This window comes from Xanthobacter flavus (assembly GCF_017875275.1).
GTDB classification, from domain to species: domain Bacteria; phylum Pseudomonadota; class Alphaproteobacteria; order Rhizobiales; family Xanthobacteraceae; genus Xanthobacter; species Xanthobacter flavus_A.
In genome coordinates this window covers 791,051-818,042 of the sequence record NZ_JAGGML010000001.1, presented here as the reverse complement: position 1 = coordinate 818,042, position 26,992 = coordinate 791,051, and the positions used below count along the sequence as shown (strand labels likewise).

The 26,992-nt window shown below is 68.5% G+C and carries 27 protein-coding genes; 6 read left to right on the top strand and 21 right to left on the bottom strand.

Annotated features, from left to right (window positions below):
* Nucleotides 1-3: 3 nt before the first annotated feature.
* From J2126_RS04025 to J2126_RS04000, 6 genes are all read right to left on the bottom strand, one after another.
* Nucleotides 4-834 (bottom strand): ABC transporter ATP-binding protein, encoded by an 831-nt coding sequence (locus J2126_RS04025; RefSeq protein WP_394028076.1) that lies wholly within the window; start codon nt 832-834, stop codon nt 4-6.
* Nucleotides 831-1,847: an ABC transporter substrate-binding protein gene (locus tag J2126_RS04020; RefSeq protein ID WP_209484191.1), complete on the bottom strand. Its 1,017-nt coding sequence runs from the start codon at nt 1,845-1,847 to the stop codon at nt 831-833. The genes J2126_RS04025 and J2126_RS04020 overlap by 4 nt, the downstream gene beginning before the upstream one ends.
* A 152-nt stretch (nt 1,848-1,999) precedes the next feature.
* The gene (locus tag J2126_RS04015; RefSeq protein WP_209484189.1) at nt 2,000-2,824 is read right to left on the bottom strand and encodes an ABC transporter permease; all 825 of its coding nucleotides are present in this window, start codon (nt 2,822-2,824) and stop codon (nt 2,000-2,002) included.
* An 11-nt stretch (nt 2,825-2,835) separates the two neighbouring features.
* Entirely contained in the window at nt 2,836-3,675 is an 840-nt protein-coding gene (locus tag J2126_RS04010) for a fumarylacetoacetate hydrolase family protein (RefSeq protein ID WP_209484187.1), read from the bottom strand.
* Nucleotides 3,672-4,448, bottom strand: a complete 777-nt coding sequence (locus tag J2126_RS04005) for a DUF4286 family protein (RefSeq protein ID WP_209484185.1) — start codon at nt 4,446-4,448, stop codon at nt 3,672-3,674. The genes J2126_RS04010 and J2126_RS04005 overlap by 4 nt, the downstream gene beginning before the upstream one ends.
* Before the next feature lie 11 nt (nt 4,449-4,459).
* On the bottom strand, nt 4,460-5,503 hold the full coding sequence (locus J2126_RS04000; RefSeq protein ID WP_348634222.1) for an NAD-dependent epimerase/dehydratase family protein: 1,044 nt from the start codon (nt 5,501-5,503) through the stop codon (nt 4,460-4,462).
* A gap of 292 nt (nt 5,504-5,795) precedes the next feature.
* On the opposite strand from J2126_RS04000, the gene J2126_RS03995 reads away from it, so the two are divergent.
* Together J2126_RS03995 and J2126_RS03990 are read left to right on the top strand one after the other, a co-directional pair.
* Nucleotides 5,796-6,650: an IclR family transcriptional regulator gene (locus J2126_RS03995; protein WP_209484180.1), complete on the top strand. Its 855-nt coding sequence runs from the start codon at nt 5,796-5,798 to the stop codon at nt 6,648-6,650.
* A 25-nt stretch (nt 6,651-6,675) separates the two neighbouring features.
* On the top strand, nt 6,676-8,085 hold the full coding sequence (locus tag J2126_RS03990) for a mandelate racemase (RefSeq protein ID WP_209484178.1): 1,410 nt from the start codon (nt 6,676-6,678) through the stop codon (nt 8,083-8,085).
* On the opposite strand, the gene J2126_RS03985 is transcribed toward J2126_RS03990, so the two are convergent.
* The 13 genes from J2126_RS03985 to J2126_RS03925 form a co-directional block, all read right to left on the bottom strand.
* Entirely contained in the window at nt 8,075-8,980 is a 906-nt protein-coding gene (locus tag J2126_RS03985; RefSeq protein ID WP_209484176.1) for an AEC family transporter, read from the bottom strand. The genes J2126_RS03990 and J2126_RS03985 overlap by 11 nt on opposite strands.
* Nucleotides 8,981-9,041: 61 nt before the next feature.
* The gene (locus J2126_RS03980) at nt 9,042-9,974 is read right to left on the bottom strand and encodes a YncE family protein (protein ID WP_209484174.1); all 933 of its coding nucleotides are present in this window, start codon (nt 9,972-9,974) and stop codon (nt 9,042-9,044) included.
* Complete coding sequence (locus J2126_RS03975; protein ID WP_209484172.1) at nt 9,971-10,519, bottom strand: SRPBCC family protein; 549 nt, start codon at nt 10,517-10,519, stop codon at nt 9,971-9,973. The genes J2126_RS03980 and J2126_RS03975 overlap by 4 nt, the downstream gene beginning before the upstream one ends.
* Nucleotides 10,516-11,487 (bottom strand): vWA domain-containing protein, encoded by a 972-nt coding sequence (locus J2126_RS03970; RefSeq protein ID WP_209484170.1) that lies wholly within the window; start codon nt 11,485-11,487, stop codon nt 10,516-10,518. Before J2126_RS03970 ends, J2126_RS03975 begins: the two co-directional genes overlap by 4 nt.
* Nucleotides 11,487-12,065, bottom strand: coding sequence for a hypothetical protein (locus J2126_RS03965; RefSeq protein WP_245327197.1), 579 nt, complete (start codon nt 12,063-12,065; stop codon nt 11,487-11,489). Before J2126_RS03965 ends, J2126_RS03970 begins: the two co-directional genes overlap by 1 nt.
* Nucleotides 12,062-13,105, bottom strand: coding sequence for a vWA domain-containing protein (locus J2126_RS03960; RefSeq protein WP_209484168.1), 1,044 nt, complete (start codon nt 13,103-13,105; stop codon nt 12,062-12,064). The genes J2126_RS03965 and J2126_RS03960 overlap by 4 nt, the downstream gene beginning before the upstream one ends.
* Nucleotides 13,105-13,989 (bottom strand): nonribosomal peptide synthetase MxaA, encoded by an 885-nt coding sequence (locus J2126_RS03955; RefSeq protein ID WP_209484166.1) that lies wholly within the window; start codon nt 13,987-13,989, stop codon nt 13,105-13,107. Before J2126_RS03955 ends, J2126_RS03960 begins: the two co-directional genes overlap by 1 nt.
* 70 nt (nt 13,990-14,059) lie before the next feature.
* Nucleotides 14,060-14,920, bottom strand: a complete 861-nt coding sequence (locus J2126_RS03950; RefSeq protein ID WP_245327196.1) for a hypothetical protein — start codon at nt 14,918-14,920, stop codon at nt 14,060-14,062.
* Entirely contained in the window at nt 14,917-15,948 is a 1,032-nt protein-coding gene (locus J2126_RS03945; RefSeq protein WP_209484164.1) for an AAA family ATPase, read from the bottom strand. The genes J2126_RS03950 and J2126_RS03945 overlap by 4 nt, the downstream gene beginning before the upstream one ends.
* Before the next feature lie 180 nt (nt 15,949-16,128).
* Nucleotides 16,129-16,419: a methanol dehydrogenase [cytochrome c] subunit gene (locus J2126_RS03940; RefSeq protein ID WP_245327663.1), complete on the bottom strand. Its 291-nt coding sequence runs from the start codon at nt 16,417-16,419 to the stop codon at nt 16,129-16,131.
* A gap of 47 nt (nt 16,420-16,466) precedes the next feature.
* Nucleotides 16,467-17,069, bottom strand: a complete 603-nt coding sequence (gene moxG / locus J2126_RS03935) for a cytochrome c(L), periplasmic (protein WP_209484160.1) — start codon at nt 17,067-17,069, stop codon at nt 16,467-16,469.
* A 45-nt stretch (nt 17,070-17,114) separates the two neighbouring features.
* Nucleotides 17,115-18,074, bottom strand: a complete 960-nt coding sequence (gene moxJ / locus J2126_RS03930) for a methanol oxidation system protein MoxJ (RefSeq protein ID WP_245327195.1) — start codon at nt 18,072-18,074, stop codon at nt 17,115-17,117.
* 140 nt (nt 18,075-18,214) lie between these two features.
* The gene (locus J2126_RS03925) at nt 18,215-20,101 is read right to left on the bottom strand and encodes a methanol/ethanol family PQQ-dependent dehydrogenase (RefSeq protein ID WP_209484158.1); all 1,887 of its coding nucleotides are present in this window, start codon (nt 20,099-20,101) and stop codon (nt 18,215-18,217) included.
* A 652-nt stretch (nt 20,102-20,753) separates the two neighbouring features.
* Between J2126_RS03925 and J2126_RS03920 the strand changes: the two genes are divergently transcribed.
* From J2126_RS03920 to J2126_RS03910, 3 genes are read left to right on the top strand one after another with little or no spacing between them, the layout of a single operon-like run.
* A complete protein-coding gene (locus J2126_RS03920) occupies nt 20,754-21,341 on the top strand; it encodes a hypothetical protein (protein WP_209484156.1) in 588 nt (195 codons plus the stop codon).
* Entirely contained in the window at nt 21,338-22,858 is a 1,521-nt protein-coding gene (locus J2126_RS03915) for a histidine kinase (protein ID WP_209484154.1), read from the top strand. Before J2126_RS03920 ends, J2126_RS03915 begins: the two co-directional genes overlap by 4 nt.
* Entirely contained in the window at nt 22,855-23,505 is a 651-nt protein-coding gene (locus tag J2126_RS03910) for a response regulator (protein ID WP_209484152.1), read from the top strand. Before J2126_RS03915 ends, J2126_RS03910 begins: the two co-directional genes overlap by 4 nt.
* 7 nt (nt 23,506-23,512) lie before the next feature.
* On the opposite strand, the gene J2126_RS03905 is transcribed toward J2126_RS03910, so the two are convergent.
* Nucleotides 23,513-24,682 carry an amidase gene (locus J2126_RS03905; RefSeq protein WP_209484150.1) on the bottom strand — a complete coding sequence of 390 codons (1,170 nt, stop codon included), beginning with the start codon at nt 24,680-24,682 and terminating at the stop codon, nt 23,513-23,515.
* A gap of 155 nt (nt 24,683-24,837) precedes the next feature.
* Here J2126_RS03905 and J2126_RS03900 point away from each other — a divergent pair, with 155 nt between their 5' ends.
* A complete protein-coding gene (locus J2126_RS03900; protein WP_209484148.1) occupies nt 24,838-25,731 on the top strand; it encodes a LysR family transcriptional regulator in 894 nt (297 codons plus the stop codon).
* Nucleotides 25,732-25,920: 189 nt separating this feature from the next.
* Here the strand turns inward: J2126_RS03900 and J2126_RS03895 are convergent, their stop codons facing one another.
* Nucleotides 25,921-26,970 carry a phenylacetaldoxime dehydratase family protein gene (locus J2126_RS03895; RefSeq protein ID WP_209484146.1) on the bottom strand — a complete coding sequence of 350 codons (1,050 nt, stop codon included), beginning with the start codon at nt 26,968-26,970 and terminating at the stop codon, nt 25,921-25,923.
* Nucleotides 26,971-26,992 lie beyond the last annotated feature (22 nt).

Genomic DNA, 26,992 nt, shown 5'->3' with positions numbered 1-26,992 from the left:
GGCTCAGTGATCGAGATCGCCCTGCGCGAAGAAGTGCTTGCGGATCTCCTGCGTGTAGCGGACGAACCGGGGCTCGCCCATCACGGTGAGGTCGCGCGGGCGGGGCAAATCGATGTCGTAGATGGCCTCGATGCTGCCCGGCCGGCTGGACATGACCACCACCCGGTCGGCCAGGAACACCGCCTCCGGGATGGAGTGGGTGATGAGCAGCACGGTCTTGCGCGTCTCGTACCAGATGCGCTGCAACTCGGCGTTCATCTTCTCCCGCGTCATGGCGTCGAGCGCGCCGAAGGGCTCGTCCATGAGCAGCACTTCGGGGTCATGCACCAGCGCCCGGCAGATGGCGGCGCGCTGCTGCATGCCGCCGGACAGCTCCCACGGGAAGCGCTCCTCGAAGCCGTCGAGGCCGGCGGTATGGAGGAGGCGCGCGGCCGCCTCGCGATAGGCGCTGACGGGTCGCCCCCGCATCTCCACCTGCAGCAGCACGTTGTCGCGCACCGTGCGCCAGGGCAGCAGGACGGGGCTCTGGAACACCATGCCCACGCCATCCGGCGGCTGCGTCACCTTCACGCCGCCGATGGTGATGCTGCCGCTGGTGGCCGGCAACAGCCCGGCGACCAGCTTCAAGAGTGTGCTCTTCCCGCAGCCCGAGGGGCCGACGATGGCCACGAACTCGCCCTTCGAGATGTCGAGATCGATGGGCTTGAGCGAGGGCACCGCGCCGCCGCGCGTCTTGTAGGTCTTGGTGAGGCCGGCGATGGCGATATGCGTGCCGGCGGCCTCGGCGCGGGGGGCGGGAGGGTGCGTTTCGATCCTGTGCAGAACTGCGCTCACGGAAGGAACTCCAGCGTGAAGTAATCCTGCGCCTTGCTGCGCGCGGAGGGGTCGAGGCCGCCGTACTGGGTGAGGATCTCGAGGCTCTCGTCCATCAGCGCCGGGTTCATGCGGAAGGGGCGCGTGCTCTTGTCGTCGGAGGCGCGGTAGAGCGCCTGCGAGTATTGCAGGCTGCGCAGCTGCGCGTCCGGCAGGCCGATCTTGGGATAGGCCTCCATGAGGATGTCGATGGCGGCCTTGGGGTTCTTCTCCGCCTCTTCCACCGCGCGGGTGGTGGCGCGCATGAAGCGCTTCACCATGTCGGCGCGCTTGGCGAGGGTGTCGGTGTTGGCGACGATGCCCAGCGACACGAGGTTCACCCCCGCATCGGTGTAGCGCAGCATGGTCACCGGCTTGTTCATGATGTCCGGCAGGCGGGCGCCCTGCTCGGTGGTGAAGCCGATGAGGCCGTCGGCCTGGTTGTTCACCACGGCGTTCAGCTTGGCCTGCGCATCCGCCGCCACCATCTTCACCGCACCTTCGGGGATGCCGAGCTTCTTGAGATACAGCGGCCAGATGGGCGTCACGGCATCGCCGGGCGTGAACATGATGGTCTTGCCGGGCAGGTCCTTGGGGCCGTTGATCTTGCCCTCGGGCGCCACCACCGCGCCGGGGGTGCGCTGGAGCAGGACGCCGATGGTCTTCACCGGTGCGCCCTTGGCCACCGCCTTGATCATCACGCCGATGTCGGCGAGGCCGAAGGTGGCCGTGCCGGCGCCCACCGCCTGGATGGTCACCGCCGAGCCGCGGCCTTCCTGGATTTCGAGGTCGATGCCTTCTTCCGCGTAATAGCCCTTCTTGAGGCCGAGGATGAAGGGCGCGTGCTCGCCATAGACGTACCAGTTGAGCATCAGCACCGCCTTGTCCGGCGTCTTTGCCGCCTGCGCGGCCGCCGGCAGCGCGGATGCGGCGGCAAGGCCGAGGGCGAATGCGCCGGATAACAGGTGCGTGGCGAGTGTCCTTCGAGAGATCATGGTTTCCTCCACCGGTTTTTCTGGTTTTGCTTTGGTTCTTGTTGCTCTGCTCTGATCGGGACGTCCTGGTTCGGAACTTCCTTCTCTGCCGCGTCATCCCCCCGCCTTGTGCGGGGGGCCACGGACGCGCCGGGGCATGACGGCGGGAGCCCTCACGCCCCGCTGTTGGGGTCCGGCCGGCGCGAGGCGTGCCAGGGGATGAGGAAGTGCTCGATGGCGTCCAGCGCCATGAACAGGATCACCCCCATCATGGAGAGCACGAACAGCGCGGCGAACATGAGCGGCAAATCGAAATTGCCGTTCGCCACCTGCAGCACGTAGCCGATGCCTGAGTTGGAGCCGACGAACTCGCCCACCACCGCGCCCACCACGGCGAGCGTGATGGCCACCTTCAGCCCCGAGAAGATGCCGGGCAGCGCGTGGGGCAGGCGGATGCGGATGAAGGTGCGCAGGCCCCCGGCGCGCATGGAGCGGGCAAGGTCGATCATCTCCTTGTCCACGCTCTTGAAGGCGAGCACGGTGGAGACCACCACCGGGAACACCCCGAGCAGGAAGGCGGAGATGATCTTCGGCAATACGCCGAAGCCGAACCACACCACGAACAGCGGCGCCACCGCGATCTTCGGCACCGACTGGGAGAAGACGAGGAGGGGATAGAGATAGCTCTCCACCGTCTTCGAGGAGGCGATCAGCATGGCGAGCGGGATGCCCACCAGCGCGCTCAGGGCGAAGCCGCCGAGCGTGGCGTAGAGGGTGGGCATCGTCTCCCGCAGCAGCATGGGCCACTGGGCGATGACCTGCTCGATCACCAGCGTCGGCGCCGGGATGAGATAGGGCGGAATGCGCAGCAGGCGCACCGCGAGGTCCCACCCCACCAGGATCACCGCGACGAGGATGAGCGGGCGGATGGCATCCATGCTCATGAGCTTGGAGAGCACGTTGGCGCGCGTGGACTGGACGAGAAGGGTGTCGGTCATGGCATGCCTCCTCAGACCACGGATTGGCGCTGCTCGCCGAGGCGGGCGATGCCGAGGCGCACCTCCTGCCCGCGGGCGAGATAGACCTGCGGCTTCAGCCCCAGCCCCACCCCCGCCGGCGTGCCGGTGATGATGAGGTCGCCGGGCTCCAGCGTCATGAAGCGGCTGACATAGGAGACGATCTCCGCCACCTTGAAGATCATGTCGCCGGTGGAACTGTTCTGGCGCATCTCGCCATCCACCGAGCACCACAGATCAAGGGCCTGCGGGTCGCCCACCTCGTCCGCCGTCACCAGCCAGGGGCCGAGGGGGCAGAAGGTGTCGTGGCTCTTGCCCTTGGTCCACTGCCCGCCGTGCTCCAATTGGTGGGCGCGCTCGGACACGTCATGGGCGATGCAATAGCCGAAGACATGGTCGAGGGCCTCCGCCTCGGACACCTTGCGAGCGGTGGTGCCGATGACGACGCCCAGCTCCACCTCCCAGTCGGTCTTTTCCGAGCCTTCCGGCAGGCGGATGGCGTCATAGGGGCCGCACAGAGAAGTGGTGGCCTTCATGAAGAGGATGGGCTCTTCGGGAATGGGCAGGCCGCATTCGCGGGCGTGGTCGTGATAATTGAGGCCCACCCCCACAATCTTGCCGATGCCGGTGAAGGGCGGCGCGAGGCGCACCTCCCCCTCCACCACCGGCAGGGAGAGCGGGTCCACCGCCTTCAGCGCGGCAAGGCGGGCGGGATCGGCTATGAAGGCGGCGTCGATGTCCGGCACGATGTCGGACAGGTCGCGCACCGTGCCGTCGGCGGCGAGGAGGCCGGGCCGTTCGGCACCGGCCGCGCCATGGCGCAGGAGCTTCATGGGGTGAGCCTTTCGGGAATGCGGGTGTCCGCCGGGGTGGCGGCTTGCGCGTCCTGCTGCGCGGCGGCGGGCCGGCGCAGCTGGGCGGACTGGATGCGGTTTTCCAGCCAGTAGAGGCCGGGATTGATCTCGCTGGCGCCTTCGGCCACCAGGGCGTCCAGACGGCGCCCGGCCGCCTCCGCCTGGTCGCGGTCGAGGGCCTCGATGGTGAAGAGATATTGCTGGCGCCCGGGCCCGCCGGAATAGATGCGGCGCTCCGCCGTCATGATGCCGGAGATGGCCTCGTCCACCTCATAGAGGCCGCCCGAAAGGGTGCCCGAAAGAACGCCTGAGGTGTCCTGCGCCACCGCCGCCCGGACCATCTCCGCCAGGGTTGCGGCGTCGGCCTTATGGTCGAACCGGCGCTGGAGGATGTAGGGGGCATAGCCCCCCGCGAAGCCGACCCGGCAATGGTTGCGGTAGAGCGAGCGCACCGGATTGCGGAAGTGGGTGAGCGCCTCGCTGGTCCAGGGCGTTGGCCGGTTCAGCGCGGCGAGATAGGCCGCGCTGCCCAGCACCTCGGGGCCTTCCGTGACATAGCACATGAAGAAGCGCGGGCTGCCGTGGACGGCGCGATAGCGCCGCCCCTCGATGAAGCCGGGAATCCCCACCCGCTCCGGCATGTGCTCGCAATTGTGCCATTCCTGATAGCGGAGTTCGTACTCCGCATCGATGTCGGCCCAGAAGCCCATAAAGCCGAGGGCGGGGCCGGGATGGGGCTCTTCGCGGGTCATGGCGGCGGCGCTCAGAAGAGGCCGTCGCGGACTTCGTACCGCGTGGGCTTGCCATAGATGGCGCCGCCCTTCTCCACCCAATGGGCCACCCAGTCGATCATCCGGGCGAGCGGCACGTTGGGATAGCCGAACAGGCGCTGGGCCTGGAACGTGCTGTTGGCCCAGCCGGTGGGCTCTTCCTCGCCCTCGAAGATGGGCGCCTTGCCGAACTTCTCGCCGAACGCATGGGCGATGGCCCGCACGCTCGCCTGCTCCGGCCCGCCGATGTTGATGGGGGTGGTGGGCACCGTGCAGTGCTTCAGGCAGCGCAGGATCTGCGCGTTGGAATCCCCCTGCCAGATCACGCTCGCATGGCCGGTGCGGATGGGGATCGGCTCGCCGCGATGCACCCAGCTGGCGATGTCGTGCAGCACGCCGTAGCGCAGGTCGATGGCATAGTTCAGCCGGGCGAGGCGGCCGGGCGTGCCATGCACGTGGGAGCCATATTCGAACGCGCGCTCGCGGCCGACGCAGGAGTTCGCATAGTCCCCCACCGGGCGCGGCTGCACCCGCTCGTCCCAGCCGTTATGGGCGAAGACGCCGAACGGATAGACGCACAGGGTGGAGAAGGCGACGATGCGGCTGTCGCGGAAGTGGGAGGCGACGGTGGCGGGCACCATGGTGTTCATGGCCCAGGCGAAGGAGGGGTCGTCATTGGTGCCGAACTTCTTGCCAGCCATGTAGACGACGTTCTTCACCTTGGGCAGCTGCGCGACGGCCTCGGCATCCAGGAGGTCGCAGCGGATGGTCTCGATGCCGAAACCCTCCAGCTCCTCCTTGGACCCGGCTTCAGAGAAGCGCGCCACCCCGATCACCCTCTTGTCCGGCGCAGCCCTCTTGGCCATGCGGGCGAGGGAGGGGCCGACCTTGCCCGCGACACCCAGAACGATGATGTCCCCGTCCAAAGTGGCGAAGTCGTCCACCAGCCCCTGGGTGGGCCGGGAGACCAGCTCCTCGAGCTGCTCCTCGGTCTCGATCAGGTCCGGCACGGTGTCGAAGGTCAGGCGTTCACTCACGAATCCGCTCCCATTTTTCCTGACAGGCCTCGAATGGCACCCGAAAAGGCGGTTCAACCGCCCCGAACCGGGGCCTGAACCGTCTCGAACCTTGACGGGTTCGGGTGCCGGCCTGCTCATTTATTGGGTAACGCCGTTACCCATATCTATAGGGCTAGATTCGTCCAAAGTCGGAGTCAAGCGGGTATTTTCGGTTCAGCTTCGCAGTTTGCGCGCCGATCTGGCCTTGTCAGGCTCAAAATGATAGATAACATCGTTATCAGTGATGCGCGTGCGTCGAAGGGTTGATGAGATGGCGAAAGTTGCGGCCGGGGTCCGTCCCGAGAAGATCGACGAGACAATCGTCTCGGTGGAGCGCGCCTTCGACATCATCGGGATGCTGGCCGATTCCGTGGACGGCTTCCCTCTGGCCGAGATTGCCCGTCGCCTCGACCTGAACAAGGCCATCGTCTCCAAGCTGTTGAATACGCTGGAGTCCCAGATGCTGGTGTGGCGCGACGAGCGGGCCCAGCGCTATTACCTCACCTACCGCATCAGCAACCTCGGCCTGCGCCACCTGCAGACCAGCCGGCTGCTGGACCAGTGCTCGGCGGCGCTGCGGCAGCTGGCGGAAGAGACGGGCGAGCTGGTGCGGCTCGCCATCGTCGAGCCGGGCGGGCAGAGAATCGTTTGGGTGCAATCCTTTGCGGGCAGCAAGAGGTCGCTGCGCATCGATCCCAACTATACGCTGGAGATCGGCCTCCACACCCACGCCACCGGCAAGGCGTGGCTCTCGACGCTGCCGTTCGCCGATGCCCTCAAGCTGTTGATGCATCAGGGCATCGAGGCGTCCACCGCGCATTCCAAGACCTCCATCTCCGACATTCGTGCGGAGCTGGAGGAGGTGGCGCGGCGCGGCTTCGCGCTGAGCTATGAGGAGAATGAGCTGGGCGTGGGCGCCGTCGCCGCCCCCATCCTCGCCTCGACGCTGGGCGGCGCACCGGAATGCGTGGGCGTGGTGAGCCTTGCCGCCCCGACCAACCGCATGAGCCGGGCGGACCTCGAAAGCTGCGGCTCCTTCGTGATGGCGACCACCCGCCGGCTGGGCGAGACCTGGCCGCTGGAGGCCCGCGCCCGCAGCGGCGCCTTCCCGCGCATGGTGGAATAACCAGCGCAAATACAAGGATAAAATCATGGGAGAAGACGCGGCGCCGCGCGTGCGGCTGGCCGAGGCGAACCTGCGCGAGCGCGCGGCGAAGCTGCGCATGCCCTTCCGCTTCGGCGTCGCGACGCTGCGGGAGGTGCGGCAGGCGGAATTGACCGTGCGGATCGCGGCGGCGGACGGGCGCGGTGCCGTTGGCATCGCCGCCGAATGCCTTCTGCCCAAATGGTTCGACAAGAATCCCGCGCTCTCCGACGACGACAATGTGGAGCAGTTGCGGACGTCCCTGGCGATCGCGCTGGAGCTGTACGCTGCCCTCCCGGCGGACACGCCGTTCGGCCTTTCCGCAAGCGTTTACAAGGAGCAGCAGGCCCGCTGCGCCGCGCAGGGTCTCAACCCGCTGGTCGCCTCCTACGGCCCGGCGCTGGTGGACCGAGCCATTCTGGATGCCACCGGGCGGATGCTGAGGCTGTCCTTCGCGGCGATGATGCGGGGCAATGTGGCAGGTATCACCGTTAGCTCCGGCTTGACCGCGGACCTTGATGGCTTCGATATCGCCCAGTTTCTGGGCAGTTTGCAGCCCCAGGATACCATCGGCGTGCGCCACACCGTGGGCATGGTGGACGCGCTGACCGCCGGCGATCCCCTCGAAGGCCCCCCGGACGGCCTGCCGCAAACCCTTGAGGATGTTGTCAAAACTTACGGCTGCCGCTTCTACAAGCTGAAGGCCGGCGGCGACATGGCCGCCGATCTGGACCGCCTCACCCGCATTGCCGCGGTGCTGGATGCCGGGACTGCCCAGTATCACATCACTCTGGATGGCAACGAGCAGTATTCGGACGTGGAGGGCATCGTCGAACTGTGGCGGCGCATGTCGGAAATGCCTGCGCTTTCAAGGCTTTGCGCCTCCACCCTCTACATCGAACAGCCCATCCGCCGCGCCGTCGCCCTGGAGCGGGAGGTGGGGGCATTGGCATCCCTGAAGCCCGTGATGATCGACGAATCGGACGCCACCCTGGATGCCTTCCCCAAGGCTATCTCTGTGGGATATCAGGGTGTTTCCAGCAAGACCTGCAAGGGCTTCTACAAATCCACCCTCAACGCCGCCCGCATCGCCAAGGCCAATTCGGAGCTGGGCGAAAGCCGATTTTTCCTTTCCGCAGAAGACCTTTGCACCTGGTCCGGCATCAGCACCCAGCAGGACCTCGCCCTCGTCTCCCTCCTGGGCCTGACCCATGTCGAGCGCAACGGCCACCATTATCTGGACGGCATGTCGTTTGCCCCCGACGACGAGCAGGCGACCTTCCTCGCCGCCCATCCGGACCTCTATCACCGGCCCCCAGGAGGGCCGGTTCGCCTCGCCGTCGCGGATGGGGAGGTGAGGCTGAAATCGCTTCAATACCAGGGATTTGCGGTGGGCGTCATCCCCGTCATGGACTGATGACGAGCCCCCACCACATCCAGGCGGTGAGCATGGAAAGCGGCACGCCGATGCCGATGACGAGGGCCACGAGGTCCGGCTCCAGATCGTGGTCGAGCGCGATGATGCTGGCCCCGAGCATGGGCGGCATGGCCATCTCCAGCATCGCCACCTGCGCCACCGGATCACTGGTTCGTCCAAGCGCCGCATACATCAGGAAGATGGCCAGCGGCGCCAGCAGCAGGCGATAGCCGAGCCCCACCGCCAGCGCCCCCAGGCGGCCGGAAATGCGATCAAAACGAAGGGCATAGCCCACGGCCGCGAGGGCGATGGGGGTGAGCGTCCGGGCCAGCGCTTCGACCAGTTGGTCGAGCCAATCCGGGCGCGGCAGATCGTTGGTGGCGAAGGCGATTAGGATGGCCCAGAAGGGGGGGAAGGTGGCGATCCGCTTCGCCACGGCCCGCCAGTCGAAATGCCCCGCGCTTGCGACAGCCGCAATGGCCAGGCCCAGCGTGGAGAGGGCGAGGTAGGAGCCGAACAGGTCGATGACGATGCCGAGCCCCAGCCACTGGCTGCCGGCGAAGGCCGCGATCATGGGCAGGCCCACGAAGGATGTGTTGCCCCAGCCGCCCACCAGCAGCAGCGCGCCGGCTCGCCGGTGCGACCAGCCGAAGGCCCGGCACAGCGGCACGATGACAAGGATTGCAAGGATGGCGCCGATCCACGGCGTCGCCGCCGCGAGCCACCACCCGTCATCCATCTTCAGGCCATGGACGCTGTGCAGCGCGGTCGCCGGCAACGCCACATTGATCACCCATCCGCCGAAAGCCTTGGTGGCGGTGTCGGGCAGCCGGCCAGACCAGCGCAATACGACGCCGATCAAGAGGCAGGTGAAGATCAGTGAAATCTCGTGCATGGCCCCATTCCGCATTCCGGTCCAACCGGAACGCGGCGGGAGCTTGGGCGCAAGCGGAATTTCAGGGAATCAATGCCATCACCCGTGGACCGTCGCAGACCGGGATGCGGGCGGCGATGGTGAAATCATCGAGGGTCACGACGGTGACGCGGTTGGAGAACCACTCGGCCACGTAGGCGCGGCCGGTCGTCCCATCCACAAGTACGCTTTCCGGCGATCCGCCGAGGCGCAGGCGCTTGGTGATGGTGCCCGCCGAGAGATCGATCAAGTCGAGCGTTCCGCCCTGCTGGTCCGTGACGAGCAGCAGATCGTGGCCGGGCACGAAGGCGACGCCATAGGGCATTTTCATGCCGCCGATACGCGTAACCTCATGATTTTCCTTGGTGATCAACGCCACATCCCCGCCGCGCACATCCGCCGCCGCCACCCGCGTGGGTGAGGTGGCGTCGAGGGCGTAGGGAGCGCGGCCGACGGGGATTGAGGCCATGCGGGTGAAGGCGGACAAGGCGATTACGCTCACGGCGTCGCTCTCCCGGTCGGCGCTGTAGAGGGTGCGGCCCTCAGGATCGATGGCGAGGTGAGCCGGCGCCCGGCCCACCGCGAGCGTTCCGGTGACGGCAAGGGTGCGCGGATCGACGCGCAGGATCCTGTCGCCGGACCAGTCACCGACGTAGAGGGCCTCCCCGTCCGGGGCCGCCGCGATGCCGAATGGCTGCCCGCCGATCCGGGCGGTGGCGACCACCGTCCGTGTCTTCACGTCGAGGTGGGTCAGCAGGCCGATGTCCGGATGGGTGATGAAGGCGGACGCGCCGTCGGGGGACAGCGTGATGCCGGCCGGCACCTTGTCCACCTTCACCCGCGCCGAGACGGTGCGGGCTGCCGTGTCGATGACGTCCACCTCCGCCGCACTCTGGCACACCGCCAAGAGCGTGCCGGCGGCGGCGGTTCCGCTCCAGCCCAAGGCCAGAATGGCGAGCGCGGCGCGCCAGCTCATTTGCCCTCCGCCTTCGCCTTCAGCCCGTTGACCCCCGCCTCGAAGAAGGCGGTCATTGCCGCGACGGCGGCCTCGTCGTTGAGCTCGTCGGGCGGGAAGTTCGAGGTATCGCCGCGATAGAAGCGGCCGGCCATCACCACCTCGCTCTTGCCCCCGCCGGCGTCGCTCACGCTGAGGGTGATGGTGTAGAAGCTCACCGGCATGGCCTCCACATTCTCGGTGTTGAGGCGCCACGACAGGCTGCGCTGGGCGGTGTCCACGTCATCGAGCCCGTCGGTGATCTCGCCCTTCTCCAGCACCAGCACGCGCTCCGCACCGGCGGCATTGCCGCCCTTGGCCTTCACCGCCTTCACCATGGGATGCCAGGCGCCGATGCCGGCGAAATCCCCAGCGATCTTCCACACCGCGTCGGGAGCGGCCGCCACGGCGGCCTTGGCCTCGGCCTTCTGCGGGGTCGGCCCGTGCGCCTGCGCGGGAGCGGCGAGCGCGAGCAGGAGGCCGAGGGCAGGCAGCACCGCGTGGCGGCAGAGAGCGGCAAAGATCATGACGGGGAAATCCTTCGGTTACGCGGAAAATCGGGGCGTCGGTGCCACAGCTGCGCCAGATAAAGGGCTGCGAGCAGAAGCAGGGCGAGGGTGGCCGGCAGCGGGGCGGTGTCGAGCGTGCCTTCGACCGGCCGGGGGCGGGCCGATGCCTTAATTGCTGCGGAGAGGCGCGCGGCATCGGCCAGCGGCGCGTAGGTAAGGCCCGTTGCGGCGGCGAGGTCCTTGAGATGGTCGGTGCGCACCGCGCTGAGATGCTCCTGCCCTGTGGCGTCCTCCGCGCCCCAGGGGGCGTTGCGCGGGTGCCAGCCCTCGCGCTGCTCGGAGCCGGTGGGCGGCAGGCCGTGGCGGTTCTCCTGCGGCACGTCGGTCATGGCGTAGAAGCCGATTTCCCGACCATCCCGGTCGAACTTGGGGATGGGCGCGGGCGTCTCGCCGCCGACCCCGACGATAAGGCCGCGCACCTTACCCGGCGCACCGGAAAAGGCTGGCGCGCCCGAGGCCGGCAGCGGCGGTGCCTCCTGTCCGTCGGTGAAGAAGAGGAGATCGGCGTCAAGCGGCCCGGCGAGGTCGATGGCGGAATAGAGGCCGGACGCGATATAGCTGTCGCCCTCCCACGCCATCCGCCAGTCGAGTGCGCCGATGGCGCCGTCCAGCGGGGCGAAATCGGCGCAGACCTCCACCGGCTCGAACAGCAGAAAGGTGCGCCGCTCGGTGAACATGCCAAGCCCCATGCGCGAGCCGCAGGGCAGCCGGGCCGCCAGCGCGCCAAGGGCGCGCTTCACCGTGTCGAGCCGCGACGACGGGCGGCCCTCGAAGCTGTAGTCCCGCACGTTCATGGATCCGGTGATGTCTACGACCGCCAGCAGCCGGTAAGCGTCGGTCGTCTTGGAGAGGTGCGGCGCGATGGTGGCCGCAAGGGCCAGCACGCAGGTCGCTGCGAGGGCGAGGGTACGCAGGTTCGGCCGCATCAGGGCAGGCCCTTCGGCAGGCCGGGCAGATCGGTCCACAGGCGTTTCGGCGTCTCCTGCGCCTCGTCCTGCTGGTCCTGCTCGATCTGCGGGAAATCGCGCACGAGGCGCATGGCGATGTCGAGATTGTACTTGGCGTCCCAGAAATCCGGCGCGCGCACGAGGGACGCGCGATAGCCGGCCTTGGCGAGGCGCACCTGCGGCACGGCGGGGTCGATCTCGGTCTTCTCCAGAAACGAGACGGCGACGGCGAGACGGGCGTTGGCAAGGTCGTAGAGGCCGGCGACCGCGAGCGGGCTGCCGCTCGCCGCCAGCCGGTCCACCAGCGGCTGCGCCTCGTCCAGCCGGTCGCGGATCATGAGGAAATGGGCGCGGGCCAGGAGCAGGCGATCCGGCGCATCGGGCGCCACCGGCACGTCGCGGCCGGAGGCGAGCGCGGCGATCGTTCGGTTGGCGTTGGCATTCAGGGCCATGCGGATGCCGGTGACGGCGATCACCGCCAGCGCAAGGATCAGCACCGCGAGGGACACCAGCGCGGTGAGCCGGCGCAGGCGGATGGGGGGCGTGCGCAGGCTCATGCCGCCCTCCGGGTTTCGATGCCGGGGAGGCCGGAGGCAGTGTTCCGTCGGGCACCAAGGCCGCGCTCGGCGAGGCGCGCGGCCAAGAGGAGCGCGGAGGCAGCCGCGGCGATGGCGTAGCAGAGGCGGGCGAAGTCGCGGCGCGGAATGCGCTCCAGATAGGCGATGGGCTGGCTCTCCTGCCGGTCGATCTCGGCAATGGCGTTCGCCACGGCTTCCGGACTTCCGGCCTCGAAAGCGCGGTAGGGCACGCCGAGGCTGGCGAGGAACAGGTTGAGGTGGCGCTCCGGCATGGCCTGCGGCGTGTCCTCGCCGGGCACGCGCGGCTTGTCGAAGATGCCGGGCGAGCCGACCGTGCGCAGGAACAGCCAGTACAGCCGGACCGGCGCGCGCTTCAGGGAATCGCGCAGCGCGGCCTGGACGCGTGGATCGATGACGGCGGCGCCGTCCGACACCAGCAGCACCGCGCGTGCGCCGCCCAAACCGGCCGTCGCGTCGAAGCTGTCGAGGGCGAGAGCGAGGCCCCGCCCCACGTCGGTCAGGGCAAGGCCCGGCCGGTCGATGGCCGCCACCGCCGCGGCGACCGCCTCGTGATGGTCGGTCAGCGGCATCACCGGGATGGGCGATGTGGAGAAGGCGGCGATGCCGATGCGGTCGCGCGGGCGGCGGACCAGAAATTCCGTGAGCAGGCGCTTGGCGGCGGCGGATTTCGATTCCTCGCCGGCACCGGGCGCCCGGTCGGCGAAGGTGTTGTCCATGCTGGCGGAGCGATCGATGAGCAGCATCAGATTGGCGCCGGAGCCGATGCGCTCGATCTCCCGCGCCTTCAGGTTCAGGCCGGCGAGGCCCAGCACCAGCGCGGCGATGGCCAGCGCTCCCGCGAGCCGGATGCCGAGGGAGACGGCGATGGAAAGCCCGTCGGCCGGCACCAGCGCCACCGCCGGCAGCACAGAGCCGCGCAGGGGGAGGGCCGCGAGCGGGAGGAGGGCCAGCGCCAGCAGGAAGAGGAGCGCGGGATGGTCCACGTCGAGGCTGAACATCACGCCGCTTCCTCTCGCGCGCCGCTCGGCCGCGTGCCGCCGCGCCGCTCGATGGCAGAGAGCCGCCGGGCGAGGTCCAGCAATGCTGCGGGCGGGAACAGGGCCATGGCTCCTTCCGGATCATCGCCGAAGAAGGCGATGCGGGAGGCGGTGAAGAAGCGGTCGATTTCCCGGGCCTCGCCACCGAGGGCGGGCCGCTCGGCGAGGAACGCGGACACATCCTCGCCAAACAGCCGGTGTCCGGCCGCCGCGTCGAAAGCGCGGTGGAGGAGTTGCAGGGCATCTTCGTAGCCGAGCGGCGCGTCGAGGTCGGGAAGCCGACGCATGTGGCGCAGGGCGGCGGCGAAGGGGCGGCTGTGGCCGGCGAACGGTCCCCATCCCGAGGCCGCCGCGAACACGATGAGGCTCGCGGCCGCGACGATGGCCGCCGCCCCTGCGAGCCGTGCATCGGGCGCGAGGGGGTAGGGGCGCGGGCGGATGTCCGGCTGGAGCGCCATGGGATTTCCCCGCTGGCTGGCGACCAGCTCGCGCAGGGGCGAGGAGACGAAGGTCCAGGCGGGAATGGTCAGCGTCTGGCGCGCGTCGCCCGTGCCTGCGTCTTCCCTGCGCGCGGCGAGCAGCACGGCGGGAATGGTCAGCGCGCGCGGCTCCAGCGGAGAATAGAAGGTCTGGTAGGTGAGGGTGAGGCGATAGCGCGGGGTGCCGTCCGGCGCGGTCTCCGGTTTCATGTCGAGGCGCTTGAGGTCCAGCCAGTAGGTGACCGAGCGCGGGCGGGGCAGGGCGCTTTCATCCAGATGCCAGCCGGCATCGAGGGTGACGACCGCCTCCAGCGAGATGGTATCGCCGATGTAATAGCCGAAGGCGCGCGGCGCATAGAGATCCACGCCCGCTGCGCGGATCGGGGTGGCCGCCAGCAGGAGGCCGGCAAACGCGAGTACCGCCCTTCGGCAGGGCCTAGCGGCGGGCAAGAAAGGCGACCAGCGCATCGGGGTCAAACCTGTCCACGAGGTGGAAGGGCGTGTATCCACGCGCGGCGAAGCTGGACTCGAGCGCGGAAAGCCGCGCGTGCGCCGCCGCCTGCCAGCGGGCGCGAAGGCGCGGTCGCATGAATACAAGCCGGCGCCCGCCCGTCTCGGCATCGGCGACTTCCATGAGCCCCCATGCCGGAACATCGCCCTCGGCGCGGCTGTCGCGCACCACCACTGGCACCACGTCGTGCCGCCACAGGGCATCGAGGGTGAGGTCGAGATCGGCCTGCGGCATGAGAAAGTCGGAGACGAGGAAGACGAGGCAGCGCCGCCGCGGCAGGCGCTCGGCTGCGGTCGCGAGTCCTTGCGCGCTCATGCCCGCGGGCTCTGCGCCGGCGAGGGTGGCCGCCACCTGCGCGCCCAGCCCCCGGCGCCGTGAGGCGGGAATGAACGCATCGGCGCGAACGCCGTCCCCGGCGCCGATGAGGGTGAATTCATCCCCCGTCGCCCCGGCGGATGCGGCGAGTGTCGCGGCGAGGCGCGCGACTTCCGCGCCCGTGCCGTCGAAGCCCATGGAGCCCGAAAGGTCGGTGAGCACGGCGACCGTCGTGGCGCGTCGCGGGGCGAAGGTGCGCACGTGCACGCCCTCGAATGGATCGCGCAGCGAGGCGCGCAGGTCGATGCGGCGCGGATCGGGCCGGGCGACCAGCGGAACGAGGGCGCGGAAGGTGCCGTCGCCGCCGTCGCCCTGCCCGGGATGCGCGCCGGGATGCACGCCGCGCGGGCGCCATCTGAGGCGGTAGGGCACGACGGTGCGATCGAAATCGCCTTCCATACCCCCGCTCATGGCGCGGGCACCGTGGCGAAGGCGGCGCGGCAGAGATCGGCGGCGATCTCCTCGCGCCGCATCTCATAGACCGGATCGAAGAAGATGCGATGCGCCATCACCTCCGGGAAGACGGCGCGCAAATCCTCCGGCACGATGATCTCCCGTCCTTCCAGCCATGCGCGCACGCGGGCAGCGCGGATGAGGAAGGACATCCCCCGCGGGCTCGCACCGCCCTGCACCAGGCGGTCCATGCGCACGCCGGGCAGCGTGATGCCGGCGCGGTCTGGCGTGCGGATCGCGTCCCACAGCGCGATGGTATAGGCGACGATGGCGTCGCTCGCGGGAATGGCGTTCTGGATCTCGCGGGCGACCTGATCGAGGTTGCGGTGGTCGATGACCGCCTCGGGCACCTCCGCGATGAGGCGGTCGGTGTCGTGAAAGCGCGGCTCGAACACCAGCGCGCGACGCGCGGCGAAATCCTCCGGCGCCTTCACCTGCACTTCCATGAAGAAGCGGTCGCGGGCGGCGGCTGGCAGCTCGAACGTCTCCTCCCGCTCCACGCGGTTGCGGTCCGCGAACACCTGCAGGAAAGGGAAGACATATTCGCGCCCAAAGGCGGCAACCGTGCGTTCCGCCATCAGCCGCAGCAGCATGGCGTGGACCTGCGGCCGCGCGCGGTTGATCTCGTTGAAAAAGAAGACCGAAAGCTCCGGCCCCCGGCGCAGGAGCGGTCCGGGATCGACCCGCGGGCGGCCGTCCTCGCCGACGCGCGCGTCGTAGACGAGATCCGCCGGCATGAGGTCGATAGTGCCCTCCACCCGCTCATAGGCACCGCCGATGGCGCGGGCGAGCGCGCGCAGCAGCGTTGTCTTGCCGACGCCGACGTCGCCCTCCAGCAGCACGTGGCCGCGGGCGAACACCGCGATGGTCAGAAGGCGGATCACCCGCTCCTGCCCCAGCACGATGCGGCCGACCGCGTTCTCGAAATCGAGGGCGCGGGCGCGCCACTGGGCGAGCGCGCCGTCCGTGTCGGCGATGGCGTGCATAGGGCTTCCCCTTGGCCGGTAGGTCGAGGCCTCAGCGGCAAGAAAGGCGCAGCCGACGGGCGGGGGCGGCTCTCCCGCACGCAGGCCCGAGCGGCTGCGCCAGTTGCCCACCATCCATCGGAGGATTGCCCGGCTTTGCTGAAGGCTCAGCCTTGCTGGTGGGGGTCGGAAAAAGCTGCGTCAGTTTGCCGGAATCTTGCTTACGTCGTAGACGAACTGCCCGGTCTTCTGAAAATACTCGACGCGCTTCTTGTTGCGCGCTTCCATCTGGGTGATGGATTCGGCTTGCTTGGCGATCTCTGCCGGATTGTGCTTGGGGTCGTACTTGCTGCCGGCCACCTTGTCGGGATAGCCGGGCTTCGGCTCCCAGCAATTGCCGGGCGCCTTGCAATTGGTGCCGTCATAGGCGGCGGCGCCGCCGGCGGCGAGGGCCGTCACCGCGAACGCGGCGGCAGCGGCGAGCACGGGCATGCGAACCTGATGCTTCATCTTGTCGTCCTCCCTTCTCTCTTGCCTTCTCACTTGCTCCCAGCCGCGGTCGCGGCCGTCGCCTTGCACACCGGGGCCTTGTCGAGATCCGGCGTCTTGTCTTCCTTGTCGTCGAAGCGCTTGAAGGCCGCGCGCTGCGCCGGGGTCAGCCAAACCGCATCGTTGGGGTCGTCCTTGTAGATGTGGCGCACCCAGGCCATCACCAGCAGCATCTCGTCGAGATTGAGCGCGCCGTACATCGGCCCCATCTGTCCCTGCGCGCCGCCGAAGATGGTCTCGAACAGGCCCTGGTCGGTCATGTTCTTCGGATACGTCCAGTAGCTGTCGTTGAGGCCGGGGCCGATCTTGCCCTCGCCGTAATGGCCGTGGCAGCCCGAGCACATGGACAGGAACAGATCCTTGCCCTTGGGCAGGCAGGATGAATTTTCCAGGTACATGTTGACGCCGGTGGCGAGGAATTTCTTCACCGCTTCCGTATCTCGCCCTTCCTCCGGCGCATCTGACAGGTCGAGGGGCTGGCCCGTTACCGTATTGGTGAAGTTGAGCGTGGCCTGCGCGGCAAGCGCGAAGCCGGACACGAAGGCGACGGCGAGGAGGGCCTTGACGCCCCGCGACAGAAATCGGCTGTGCATTGGACCTTCCAGAAAATCAGATTGAAAAGGCGGCGCCGCGTCGGCTCATGAATTGGGCTTCAGCAGGGGGATGCCCTCTTCCGCCAGGATCTCGTCGATCTGCGGCCGCGCCTTCACCAGCGCCGCGTCGATCTGGGCGAGGAGCGCGGTGTCGCCGAGCCGCACGGCGACCGACTGGTCATAGTGGAGGGGCAATTCGGTGCCGTCGAACTTGGTGAGCGAGGTGCCGGCGAGGTTCATGCGCAGCGGCACCTGCGAGGACTTCACATAGCGCGCCACCTCCGGCGCGAAGGCGAAGGCGATGTCGGCCTCGCCATTGGCGACCTCCGAGACGACGCGCTCGCCCGGCACCTGCACATACTGGTTCCGGGGCGAGCGGAAGTTGACCAGACCGTAGAGATAGGCGGCGTTATCCTCATACTTGCCGAGGCGCTTCAGCACGGTCTCGCCGGGCGAATAGAAGCGGATGACGAAGCGGTTGAGCGCCTTCACCTGCGGGTCGTTCCAGTCGGTCGCCGTGATGTTGCGGTCGGTCTTCGTCACCAGCACGTAGGACGTGCGGTAGTAAGGCTTGGAGCTGAGGACCCGCGTATCTCCGGTGTCGACGCCCATCACCACGTCGCAGAGCTTGGCGTCGAGCTGGTCGCGGACCTGGTAGATGGCGGGCTTGGAAGTCCATACAAAGACCGCCTTGCGGCCCATGGCCTGCGCCAGCACGCCGGCGATGCGGTTCTCGAAGCCCTTGCCGTCCTTCTGCGAGAAGGGGGCTTCCACCTCGGAGGCGCAGACGCGCAGTATCGAGGGATCGGGCGGCGTCGCGGCCTGCGCCGGTGCCGCCGAGCCCTGGTTGGCGGTCTGTGGCGACATCTTGCCGGATTCCGCCGTCTGCGCGAGGGCCGGCGCGGCGAAGAGGGTCAGCGTCCCGGCGAGAAGGGCTCCGGCGACGAGATGGCCGGGGGCGGGCGTCGCGGCGTGGCGCGCGGATGTGCTCGCAGAACAGGTCATCGGTTGGGCCTCCGTCTGGTTCGCGTCCGGTCGCGCCGCCTTGCGGCAGGCGATCTGGATTGCGATTGATGCGCTCGTTTCGAAAGAAGAAACCGGCCGCCGCCCGGGAGCGGCGGCCGGCAAGGGGCGGTTGTCGGAGGTCAGCCGCCGGAAGCGTATTCACCCACCTTCGGGTCGTCGTAGGGGCCCTTGCCGTCGAGCGAGAACACCATCACGCCGCCACCCATCTGGGTGTAGTTCTGCAACTGCTTGAACGCGCCCACGGAGCCGAGGCCGGCGGTGGGGTCGTTGAGGTCGAACACCAGGCCCACGCCCGGCCAGCCGCCGACGCCGTAATAGATGGCGACGTACTGCACGCCCTTGTGGGTGTAGGTCATGGGATGGCCGATGACGCCGGACGGCAGCTTGAACTTCCACAGCAGCTCGCCGGTGTCGCTGTCGCGGGCCTTGATGAAGCCGTCCAGCGTTCCGTAGAACATCACGCCGCCGGCAGTGGCGAGCGTGCCGCCCCAGGCCGCGAAGCGCTCCATCACTTCCCACTTGTACTTGTTGTTGATGGCGTCGTACGCCTTCACCTGGCCGAGACCTTCATAGGTCTGCTTGTTGCCCTTGGGGCCGGGATACATCCACAGCGTGGCACCGACGAAGAACTGGCCCGCGCGGTAGGGGAGCATGAAGGGCTCCCAATCCATGCAGATGTGGTTGATGCCCATGAAAAAGGACTGCCGCTCCGGGTCGTAGCTGTCGTGACCCTGGTTGTGGTAGCCCATCGCCGAGGGGCAGATGTCGCGGCCCTTGTGGTCCATGCGCGTCGCGTATTCGGGATCGCGCTGGGGCAGGCCGGTCTTAAGGTCCACCTGCTTCACCCAGTTCACCGTGTCGTCGATCTTGTCGGCGGACACGAGCGAGCCGTCGGTGCGGTCGAGGGTGTAGACGATGCCGTTGCGGTCCGGATGCGTCAGGAGCTTGCGCATCTTGCCGGTCTTGTCCTTCTGCTCGGAGAGCATCATGACGTTGACGCCGGCATAGTCCCATTCGTCGTGCGGGGTCTTCTGGTAGCCGAAGTGCGCCTCGCCGGTGTCGATGTCGCGGCCCCAGATGGTCATGGTCCACTTGTTGTCGCCGGGACGCATGGTCTCGTTCCACGGCGCGGGGTTGCCGGAGCCGTAGTAGATCATGTTCGTGGAGGGATCGAAGGCGTACCAACCCCAGTTTGTGCCGCCGCCGATCTTCCAGGCGTCGCCTTCCCAGGTGCCGGTGCCGAGGCCCTTCTGGCCATACTGGGGATTGGCCTTGTTGAAGTCGTCGGCGAGCTTCACCTGCTCATCCGGACCGGTGGCATAGGCCCGCCACTTCTGCGCGCCGGTCTTCACGTCATAGGCGGTGACGTAGCCGCGCACGCCCAGCTCGGCGCCGGAGGAGCCCACCAGCACCGTGTCCTTCACCACATAGGGCGCGATGGTGAGGGTGGAGCCGACCTTGATGTCGGAATTCTCCAGCTTCCAGAACTCCGCGCCGGTCTCGGCATTGAGCGCCACGATGTGGCCGTCGAGCTGGGTCTTGAGAATGAGCGGCGGGGTCTTGCCGTCGCCGGGCCAATAGGCGAGGCCGCGGTTCACCACGTCGCAGCAGGCGACCGCGCGGGCGGTGGGGTTCTGCTTTGGCTTGTGCTGCCACAGGATGTGGCCGGGATCGTCCAGGCCCACCGCGAACGTCGTGTTCGGATACGGCGAGTGTATGTACATCACGTTGTTGACGACGAGCGGGGTGCCCTCGTGGCCCGACAGCACGCCGGTGGAGAACGACCAGGCGGCGCGAAGCTGCTTCACGTTCGTCTTGTTGATCTGTTTTTGCGGGCTGTAGTTGTTGGCGTCGTAATTCTTGCCGGTCATCGGCCAGTTCTCGTCGCTCTTGGCGATTTCGACGAGCTTGTCGTTGGCGAGCGCCTGCGTATTGACGGCCGCCGAGCCCGCCGCCAGGGCGAGGGTCACGGCGCAGAGGGAGACGGAAGAAAACAATCTCGTCATTTGGCGTTTCCTTGGGTGGTTCCTCACTCGGTTGGACTTGTCCCTCCGCGCTCCCGCGTATCCCGCGCGGCCGGAAAGGGCAGCGCAGGGGGCGCGGGAGCCGGAGCTTCCCCTCCGCCGGCGCGCGCAGGCTCGACCAGCTCTCCCGGGACCGGGACAGCGGGAATCGCACCTTGCGGGACAGCAGAGATGGTGGTGGCCAGGGTGGCGGTCGTCCTCCGATTGCGACCTGAGACCCGCTTCTTCTTTTTCTTATTGAATTCTTATGGTTCTTAATCTTGTGTGATGACACTTGAAGCCGTATCGGAACCTTTGTCTGCCGATCATTCGGCAATTCAATATGGGAACACTTGGCAAACACGGTTGCCGGAATTCCATAAGTAGCTGATAAGTATGCGGTTTGTCCGGTCGTTCCGTGGCGTTCCCGCCGCCGCGACTTTCGCGCTATTTGTGCCTCCGCCAAGGATGTTATGCTTTATATCCATGGGGTTTTCGCGAAGATGGATTCTGGATGCATCTTGTTCCAAGAAAATATTCAGGGATCCTTGCGGTGCGAGGCTGTGCGTGGGCGATGAAATTATCCGCACGTCCAGCAGAATCCGCACGTGGGATTGCTTTGGCGGAGCTGCATCGCCGTGCGCCTTGCCTTGGGATGGCGCGCGCCCAACGCCGCGCCATTTGCTTTTGCGCGGCGTTGGGCGCGCTCGCGCTGGCCTCCTGTGGCGAAGAGGACGAGCGGCGGCCGGTCGCCTCCAGCCAGGCACCCTCTTCGCAGGAATCCACTCAGCAGGCACCCACTCAGGCCATGTCGCCGTCAGGTGCCTCGATCGCCAGCCCGAGAGGCGCCGGGGCGGGGCGCGAATGGCTGGATGTGGGCGACGCCACCGCGCCCGAGGTGTTTCTCGCCACGCGGTCCACACCGAAGGGAGCGCCCCCTGCGTCGCCGGAGGCGGTGGCCGAGATCGCCGCGCTGCTCGGCGAGGCCGACGTGGTCTTCGACGAGAACCGGCGCATGCTTGCGAACCGCACGCTCCAGCTTGAGCGGATGCTCGGCGAGATCTCCGTGGTCGAGACCCCGCAGGCGCTGCTCGCGGGCTTCATCGCGGTCGGTCGCGCGGTGGGGCGGATCGGCTATAGTGATCTGTGCCAGCACTATTTCAATCTGCGCGCCGCCGGAGCGCGCCGCGCGGAGGCCCTCGCCGTGCTTGCCACGCCGGCGGCCGAACGGAGGAAACCATGAGCGTCCACCCCGCCCCGGGGACTGCGCTGCCGCAGGGCATCGCGCGCGCAGGGCAAACGGGCGCCAGTGAGGCGGAAGCGGCGCAGGCCGGTTCGCGCCGGGTCTCGCTGCGCACCCGCGTGCTCGGCGCCGTCCTTGCCATCAATCTGGTCGCCGCCGTGGTGGCGGGTGCCGTGGTGGTGGTGAATGCGCGGGTCGCTGCGGGGCGCGAGATGGTGGCGTCCATCGAGATGGCCGAGAACATGGTCCGCGAGGTGGCAGAGCGAGTCGCCGCGGAGCCCGTTACAAGCCTTGCCGCGGCCTTCCCGCCGCACCTGCGCCACCTGCGTCATGTGAGGATCTCCCTCGAGGGGCCGGACGGGCGCCCGGCCGTGCTGCCGGCCGATGGCGCGCCGGCCCCCAGTGACGCCGCGCCCTCATGGTTCGCCCGGCTCATCGGCGTATCGCAGGTGACCCGTCGCATCGACGTGGTGGCCGATGGCATGCTCATCGGTCGCGTGCGCATTGAGGGCGTGCCGGACGACGAGGTGGCCGAGGTCTGGGACGACGTGTTCGATTTCGCCAGCGTCGCCCTCGCGGTGAATTTCGCGATTCTCACGGCCCTGTTCGTGGCGTTGGGACAGGTGCGGCGCGATCTCTCCCGGTTTCGCGACGGGCTGGACGAACTCGAGCATAACGAGTTCGCCTGCCGCGTCGAGCCGCCCCGCACCCGGGAGCTCGCCGAGGTGGCGGAGCGTTTCAACACCTTCGCCGAGACCCTCGGCGCTGCCCGCGAGGAGAATGCCCACCTCTATGCCCGCCTTGTGAGCCTGCAGGAGGACGAGCGGCGCCAGATCGCCGGAGACCTGCACGACGAACTGGGGCCGCTCATGTTCGGCCTGAAGGCCAGCGCCGATTCGCTCGCCCGCCTTGCCGCCACGGCGCCGGCCGAGAATGCCGAACGCATGGTGGCGCGGGCGAGGAGCCTCATCGAGATCGTGGAGCGGATGCAGGTGGCCAACCGCCGCCTCCTTACCCGCATCCGCCCCGCGGCGCTTGGCCATGTGCCGCTCAAGGACGTGCTTTCCAGTCTCGTCGGCGATTTTCGCCAGCACGATCCCGACCGGCGATTCGCGCTGGAGGCGGGCGTGCTGGCCGATCACTACGAGCCGTCCTTCGACGCCACCGTCTATCGCTGCGCGCAGGAAGGCATCACCAATGCCCTCAAGCACGGCAATGCCCGCTCGGTGCGCATCACCGTGGGTGAGGAGGGGCGGCGCGGCGGGGGGGCGCTGCTGCGTCTGGTCGTCGCGGACGACGGGGAGGGGCCGCCGGCCCTTCCGAAGGTCAGCCACGGCCTTTCGGGCATGACGGAACGGGTCCGCGCGCTGGGCGGCACGTGCCGGCTGGAGCGGGGCGCGCAGGGCGGCGCGCGCCTTTTGGTGGAGCTTCCGATCCCGTTGGGGCATGCTGCACCGGTATCCCCGGCCTCCGCCGGGGGCGGGCGTGTGCGTTCAGGGCCAGGGCATCCGGTATGACCAGCGTTCTCCTTATCGACGACCACCCCATCGTGCTGCAGGGCTGCCGGCACCTGCTGGAAGACGCGGGCGTCAGCGACCTGATGGAGGCGCAGACGGCGCTCGCCGGCTATCGCCTGTTCCGGCGCAAGCGGCCGGATGTGGTGATCGTGGACCTCGCCCTCAACGGCAGCGGCCTCGCCGGCCTCGCGCTGGTGCGGCGGCTGCGGGCGCATGCGGCGCGCATGCCCATCCTCGTCTTTTCCATGCACGCCGACCCGGTGATTGCCAGCCGCGCGCTGGAGGCGGGGGCGACCGGCTATCTCCTGAAGGACACCTCGCCCGACGACCTCATCGAAGCCTTCGAGAAGGTGCGGCGCGGCCAGCCCTACATCAGCCATGACCTGGCGCTGGAGGTGGCCCTGCTGGGAACGCGCGGGCGCAGCGGCGTGATGGCCGATCTCACCCCGCGCGAACTGCAGGCGCTGGCGCTGCTGGCCGAAGGCAAGGCCTATGGCCAGATCGCCGACGAACTGGGCGTCAGCTACAAGACGGTGGCCAACACCTGCTCCCAGCTGAAGGCCAAGCTCGGCGCGACCAACCTCGCCGAGCTCATCCACCGCGCCATACAGTATGTGGCCGGCGCCCCCGCCGGACGGAAGAACTAGTTCTGTTTCAGCCGAGCGCGCGGGCGAGGGCGAGCAGCATCTCGTCCTTGCCGCGCGGCGCCATGGCAGAAAGGCCGAGCGGGCAGCCGTCCAGCGTCGCCAGCGGCAGCGAGATCTGGGGCGTCCCGGCATGGCCGGAGAGGCATAGAAGCTCGATGGCGCGGGCGCGGAAGGCCTCCAGATCAGCCAGCGGCGTGCCGCGTAGCGGTGCGATGCCGGGTGCGGTGGGCAGGAGGAGAATGCCGTCCCCGCCCAAGAGCGCATCGATGCGGGCCCGCACCTCGTCCCGCAGGGCGCGCGCCTCGGCCACATCGGTGGGATCGAGGGTGGCCGCGGCGGCAAAGCGCTCCTTCACGCCCGGGCCGAAGTCCGGCTGGGCCGTGCGCACCCAATCGGCGTGGGCCGCCCAGGCGTCGGCCGACTGGAGGACGCGGAAGGCGTTGCGCCAGTGGGGCAGAGCGCCATGGGCGACATCCACCTCCTCCGCCGCCCCATAGAGCGCCGTGATCCGCGCCAGGGCCGGCGCCAGCGCCGCCGTCACCTGCGGCCCCGCCGCCTCGAACAGATCGCGGGCGAGGAGCAGGCGCGGCGCGGGCATCGACTGAACGCCGCCGAGCAGCACGGCGCCGACCTTTGCGAACGTCTCCCCGTCGCGGGCGAACCAGCCCACCGTGTCATAGGAGGGCGCCAGCGGCACGGCGCCATCGATGGGGATGCGCCCGTGGGTCGGCCGCAGGCCGATCAGGCCGCAATAGCTCGCCGGCAGGCGCACGGAACCGCCGGTGTCCGAGCCAATGGCGAAATCCACCAGCCCGCCGGCCGTCGCCGCCGCCGAGCCGGAGGAGGACCCGCCGGGAATGCGCTCCCGCGCGGCGGGGTTGATGGGCGTGCCGTAATGGTGGTTCTCGCCGTTGAGGCTCCAGGCCATTTCGTCCGTATGCGTCTTGCCGACGAGGCGGGCGCCGGCGCCGCGCAGCATGTCCACAACCGGCGCAGTCTCGGACGGCACGGGGTGGCTCGCCACCCACGCCGGGCTTCCCGCTGCGGTGGGCACGCCGGCGACGTGGAACAGGTCCTTCAGCGCGAATGAAAGGCCGTCGAGCGGCCCGGCGTTCGTGGGGGCAAGCTCGAAATGGCCATGGGAGACGAAGGCGTCGAGCGTGTCATTCACCGGCATGAGCGATCCGTGGGGCGACGGGAGGGGCGGGGCGCAAGGCTTAGCCGATCCGCGCGGCCATGTCTTCGCCAGACCGTTCCCCTGCAACCGGGGCGGGGTTGGGCGGCGCGCCGGCTGCTGCTATCACCGGGACCGGGGCGCGCGGACCTTCAGCCATGTTCAACTGGAACGACCTGATCTTCTTCCTCGAACTGGCGCGGCAGGGCCGGCTGATGCCCGCCGCGCGGCGGCTGAAGGTGGACCACACGACGGTCTCCCGCCGCATCAGCGAGCTGGAGAAGGACCTTTCCCTCAAGCTGTTCGACCGCAAGCCCGACGGCTTCGTGCTGACCGAGCCGGGCCATCGCCTGTTCGCGGTGGCCGAGCGCATCGAGCAGGAGGCGGTGGGTGTCGAGGAGACGCTGCAGGCGGCCCCGAGCGCGCCGCGCGGGCATGTGCGCGTCGCCTCCATGGAGGGCATCGGCGCCTTCTACCTCGCCGAGCGCTTCGCGGAGCTGGCGGAGAAGGAGCCGGGGCTGGTGGTGGAGCTGGTCACCGAGCGCCATCTCATCAATCTCACCAAGCGCGAGGCGGACATCTCCATCTCCTTCGTGCCGCCGCAGGGCCAGCGCCTCGCCGTCCGCAAGATCGGTGCGTTCCGCCTCGCGCTCTATGCGGCGCCCGACTATGTGCGGCGCTTCGGCATGCCGAGGGCGCGGGCGGAGCTGCCCTCCCACACCTTCGTGGATTATGTGGAGGATCTGGTCGCCATCCAGCCGGTGCATTGGCTTTTGGATGTGCTGGAGCCCTTGAAGGTGTCGTTCCGCTCCACCTCCATGCACGCCCAGCAGAATGCGGTGGCGCGCGGCGCCGGCATCGGGCTGTTGCCGCTGTTCTCGGCCAAGAGCAATCCGCGCCTCATCCCCATCCTCACTGACGAGGTGGTGGTGATGCGCGACATCTATGTGAGCGTCCACGAGGACCTCGAGTTCATGGGCCGCTTCCGCGCCGTGCTCCAGCATCTCGCCGAGGTGGTGCAGCGGGACGCGGCCTATCTGACGGAATTCTGAGCCGATCGGCGGCCGCCGGGCGCCCGAACAGCCGTCATCCCCCGGCTTGTCCGGGGGATCCACGGAACGGCCGGGCCGGCGCTCTGCCCTATGCAGCGGCCGAGCGGCCGGGTGGATGCCCCGGACAAGCCGGGGCATGACGGCTTCAGGCAGGGCGCGTCGGGTATGACGGCGCCCGCGCGAGCGCCCCTAGACCCGCTCCCCAGGCAGGAAGCCCAGCAGGCCCGTTCCGGGTGCGCAGTTCACGTATTCGAACTGGTGCTTGTCGCCCTCCGGCAGCACGAACACCTCGTGCCAGGTGCGCAGCTGGTTGGCCTTGCCGTATTTGCGATACCGGGCGATGGCGGCGGAAAAGATGGCCTCGTGGGTGGGGTGGTGCTCGGCCCAGTTCTCCAGATGGCCGAGGGAGAGGAAATAGCCCAGCGCATGGGTCTCCAGCACCGGCACGCCCTGGGCATCGCAGGTCTGCTGGAACCGCAGGGAGGCGCAGCCGGACGCTTCGCCGTTCTCTTTCAGGAAATCCATGCCCTTGAGCAGCGGCTCCCGCAGCTCGCGCATATAGTTGTCCGCCTGCTCGGGGTCGCAGCGGCCCCAGAAAGCGGCGGAGCGGATGACCGCGAAATTGTGCGGCACCGTCAGCCGCCAGCGCGCGCCCTTCGTCTCGCGCGCCACCGGGGCCAGGGCGGCGAGGGGGCTTTCCAGCGCATCGGCGGCGGCGAGGGGAATGCGGTCGCGCATGGCGCCGTAATAGCCGCACCACGGGGTGGGATAGAGCGCCACGTCCGGCGCGGCGGAAAGGCCGCCGGCATAGTCCTGCCAGTAGATGCTCTCCTGCCGCTCCACCGGCACGGTCATGCTCTCGCGGAAATAGCCGGTGGGCTCGGTGAGGCGGGCGGCGTCGTCCCACCAGCCGGCGACGATGGGGTGGGCGAGGAAGCGGTCGCGCTTCGCCTCATCCAGCCAGTAGGCGGCGACGATGTGCGTGTAGAGCCCGTTCGGGTCCACGAAGGCGGCGTGATCGCTCACGGTGGGGCCATCGGGCAGGGCCAGCGCCGCCTCGATCCAGCCAAAGAAGGGCGAGGCGTGGACCTCCTCCGCGCCCTTGCCCTGCACGCCGTGGAAGGCGACGCAGAGCGCGCGGCAGTTGTTGGCGAAGGCGGTGGACCAGCGCTGCACCACCGGCTCGAAGCCCTTCGGCTTGCGCAGGGGATGGACGCGGTCATAGACGGGCATGGCCATGGGGTGTCGTCCTTGTTTTGCC

Excerpts from the sequence above, each read along its gene's own strand:
- J2126_RS04015 (WP_209484189.1), bottom strand. The coding sequence starts at position 2,824 with ATGACCGACACCCTTCTCGTCCAGTCCACGCGCGCCAACGTGCTCTCC.
- J2126_RS03920 (WP_209484156.1), top strand. The coding sequence starts at position 20,754 with ATGGCGCGCGCCCAACGCCGCGCCATTTGCTTTTGCGCGGCGTTGGGC.
- J2126_RS03905 (WP_209484150.1), bottom strand. The coding sequence starts at position 24,682 with ATGCCGGTGAATGACACGCTCGACGCCTTCGTCTCCCATGGCCATTTC.
- J2126_RS03980 (WP_209484174.1), bottom strand. The coding sequence starts at position 9,974 with ATGAGCTGGCGCGCCGCGCTCGCCATTCTGGCCTTGGGCTGGAGCGGA.
- J2126_RS03960 (WP_209484168.1), bottom strand. The coding sequence starts at position 13,105 with ATGTTCAGCCTCGACGTGGACCATCCCGCGCTCCTCTTCCTGCTGGCG.
- J2126_RS03895 (WP_209484146.1), bottom strand. The coding sequence starts at position 26,970 with ATGGCCATGCCCGTCTATGACCGCGTCCATCCCCTGCGCAAGCCGAAG.
- J2126_RS03900 (WP_209484148.1), top strand. The coding sequence starts at position 24,838 with ATGTTCAACTGGAACGACCTGATCTTCTTCCTCGAACTGGCGCGGCAG.
- J2126_RS04020 (WP_209484191.1), bottom strand. The coding sequence starts at position 1,847 with ATGATCTCTCGAAGGACACTCGCCACGCACCTGTTATCCGGCGCATTC.
- J2126_RS03945 (WP_209484164.1), bottom strand. The coding sequence starts at position 15,948 with ATGCACGCCATCGCCGACACGGACGGCGCGCTCGCCCAGTGGCGCGCC.
- J2126_RS03915 (WP_209484154.1), top strand. The coding sequence starts at position 21,338 with ATGAGCGTCCACCCCGCCCCGGGGACTGCGCTGCCGCAGGGCATCGCG.
- J2126_RS03975 (WP_209484172.1), bottom strand. The coding sequence starts at position 10,519 with ATGATCTTTGCCGCTCTCTGCCGCCACGCGGTGCTGCCTGCCCTCGGC.
- J2126_RS04005 (WP_209484185.1), bottom strand. The coding sequence starts at position 4,448 with ATGACCCGCGAAGAGCCCCATCCCGGCCCCGCCCTCGGCTTTATGGGC.
- J2126_RS03985 (WP_209484176.1), bottom strand. The coding sequence starts at position 8,980 with ATGCACGAGATTTCACTGATCTTCACCTGCCTCTTGATCGGCGTCGTA.
- J2126_RS03970 (WP_209484170.1), bottom strand. The coding sequence starts at position 11,487 with ATGCGGCCGAACCTGCGTACCCTCGCCCTCGCAGCGACCTGCGTGCTG.
- J2126_RS03995 (WP_209484180.1), top strand. The coding sequence starts at position 5,796 with ATGGCGAAAGTTGCGGCCGGGGTCCGTCCCGAGAAGATCGACGAGACA.
- J2126_RS04010 (WP_209484187.1), bottom strand. The coding sequence starts at position 3,675 with ATGAAGCTCCTGCGCCATGGCGCGGCCGGTGCCGAACGGCCCGGCCTC.
- moxG (WP_209484160.1), bottom strand. The coding sequence starts at position 17,069 with ATGCACAGCCGATTTCTGTCGCGGGGCGTCAAGGCCCTCCTCGCCGTC.
- J2126_RS03965 (WP_245327197.1), bottom strand. The coding sequence starts at position 12,065 with ATGAGCCTGCGCACGCCCCCCATCCGCCTGCGCCGGCTCACCGCGCTG.
- moxJ (WP_245327195.1), bottom strand. The coding sequence starts at position 18,074 with ATGACCTGTTCTGCGAGCACATCCGCGCGCCACGCCGCGACGCCCGCC.
- J2126_RS03940 (WP_245327663.1), bottom strand. The coding sequence starts at position 16,419 with ATGCCCGTGCTCGCCGCTGCCGCCGCGTTCGCGGTGACGGCCCTCGCC.
- J2126_RS03910 (WP_209484152.1), top strand. The coding sequence starts at position 22,855 with ATGACCAGCGTTCTCCTTATCGACGACCACCCCATCGTGCTGCAGGGC.
- J2126_RS03950 (WP_245327196.1), bottom strand. The coding sequence starts at position 14,920 with ATGAGCGGGGGTATGGAAGGCGATTTCGATCGCACCGTCGTGCCCTAC.
- J2126_RS03925 (WP_209484158.1), bottom strand. The coding sequence starts at position 20,101 with ATGACGAGATTGTTTTCTTCCGTCTCCCTCTGCGCCGTGACCCTCGCC.
- J2126_RS03990 (WP_209484178.1), top strand. The coding sequence starts at position 6,676 with ATGGGAGAAGACGCGGCGCCGCGCGTGCGGCTGGCCGAGGCGAACCTG.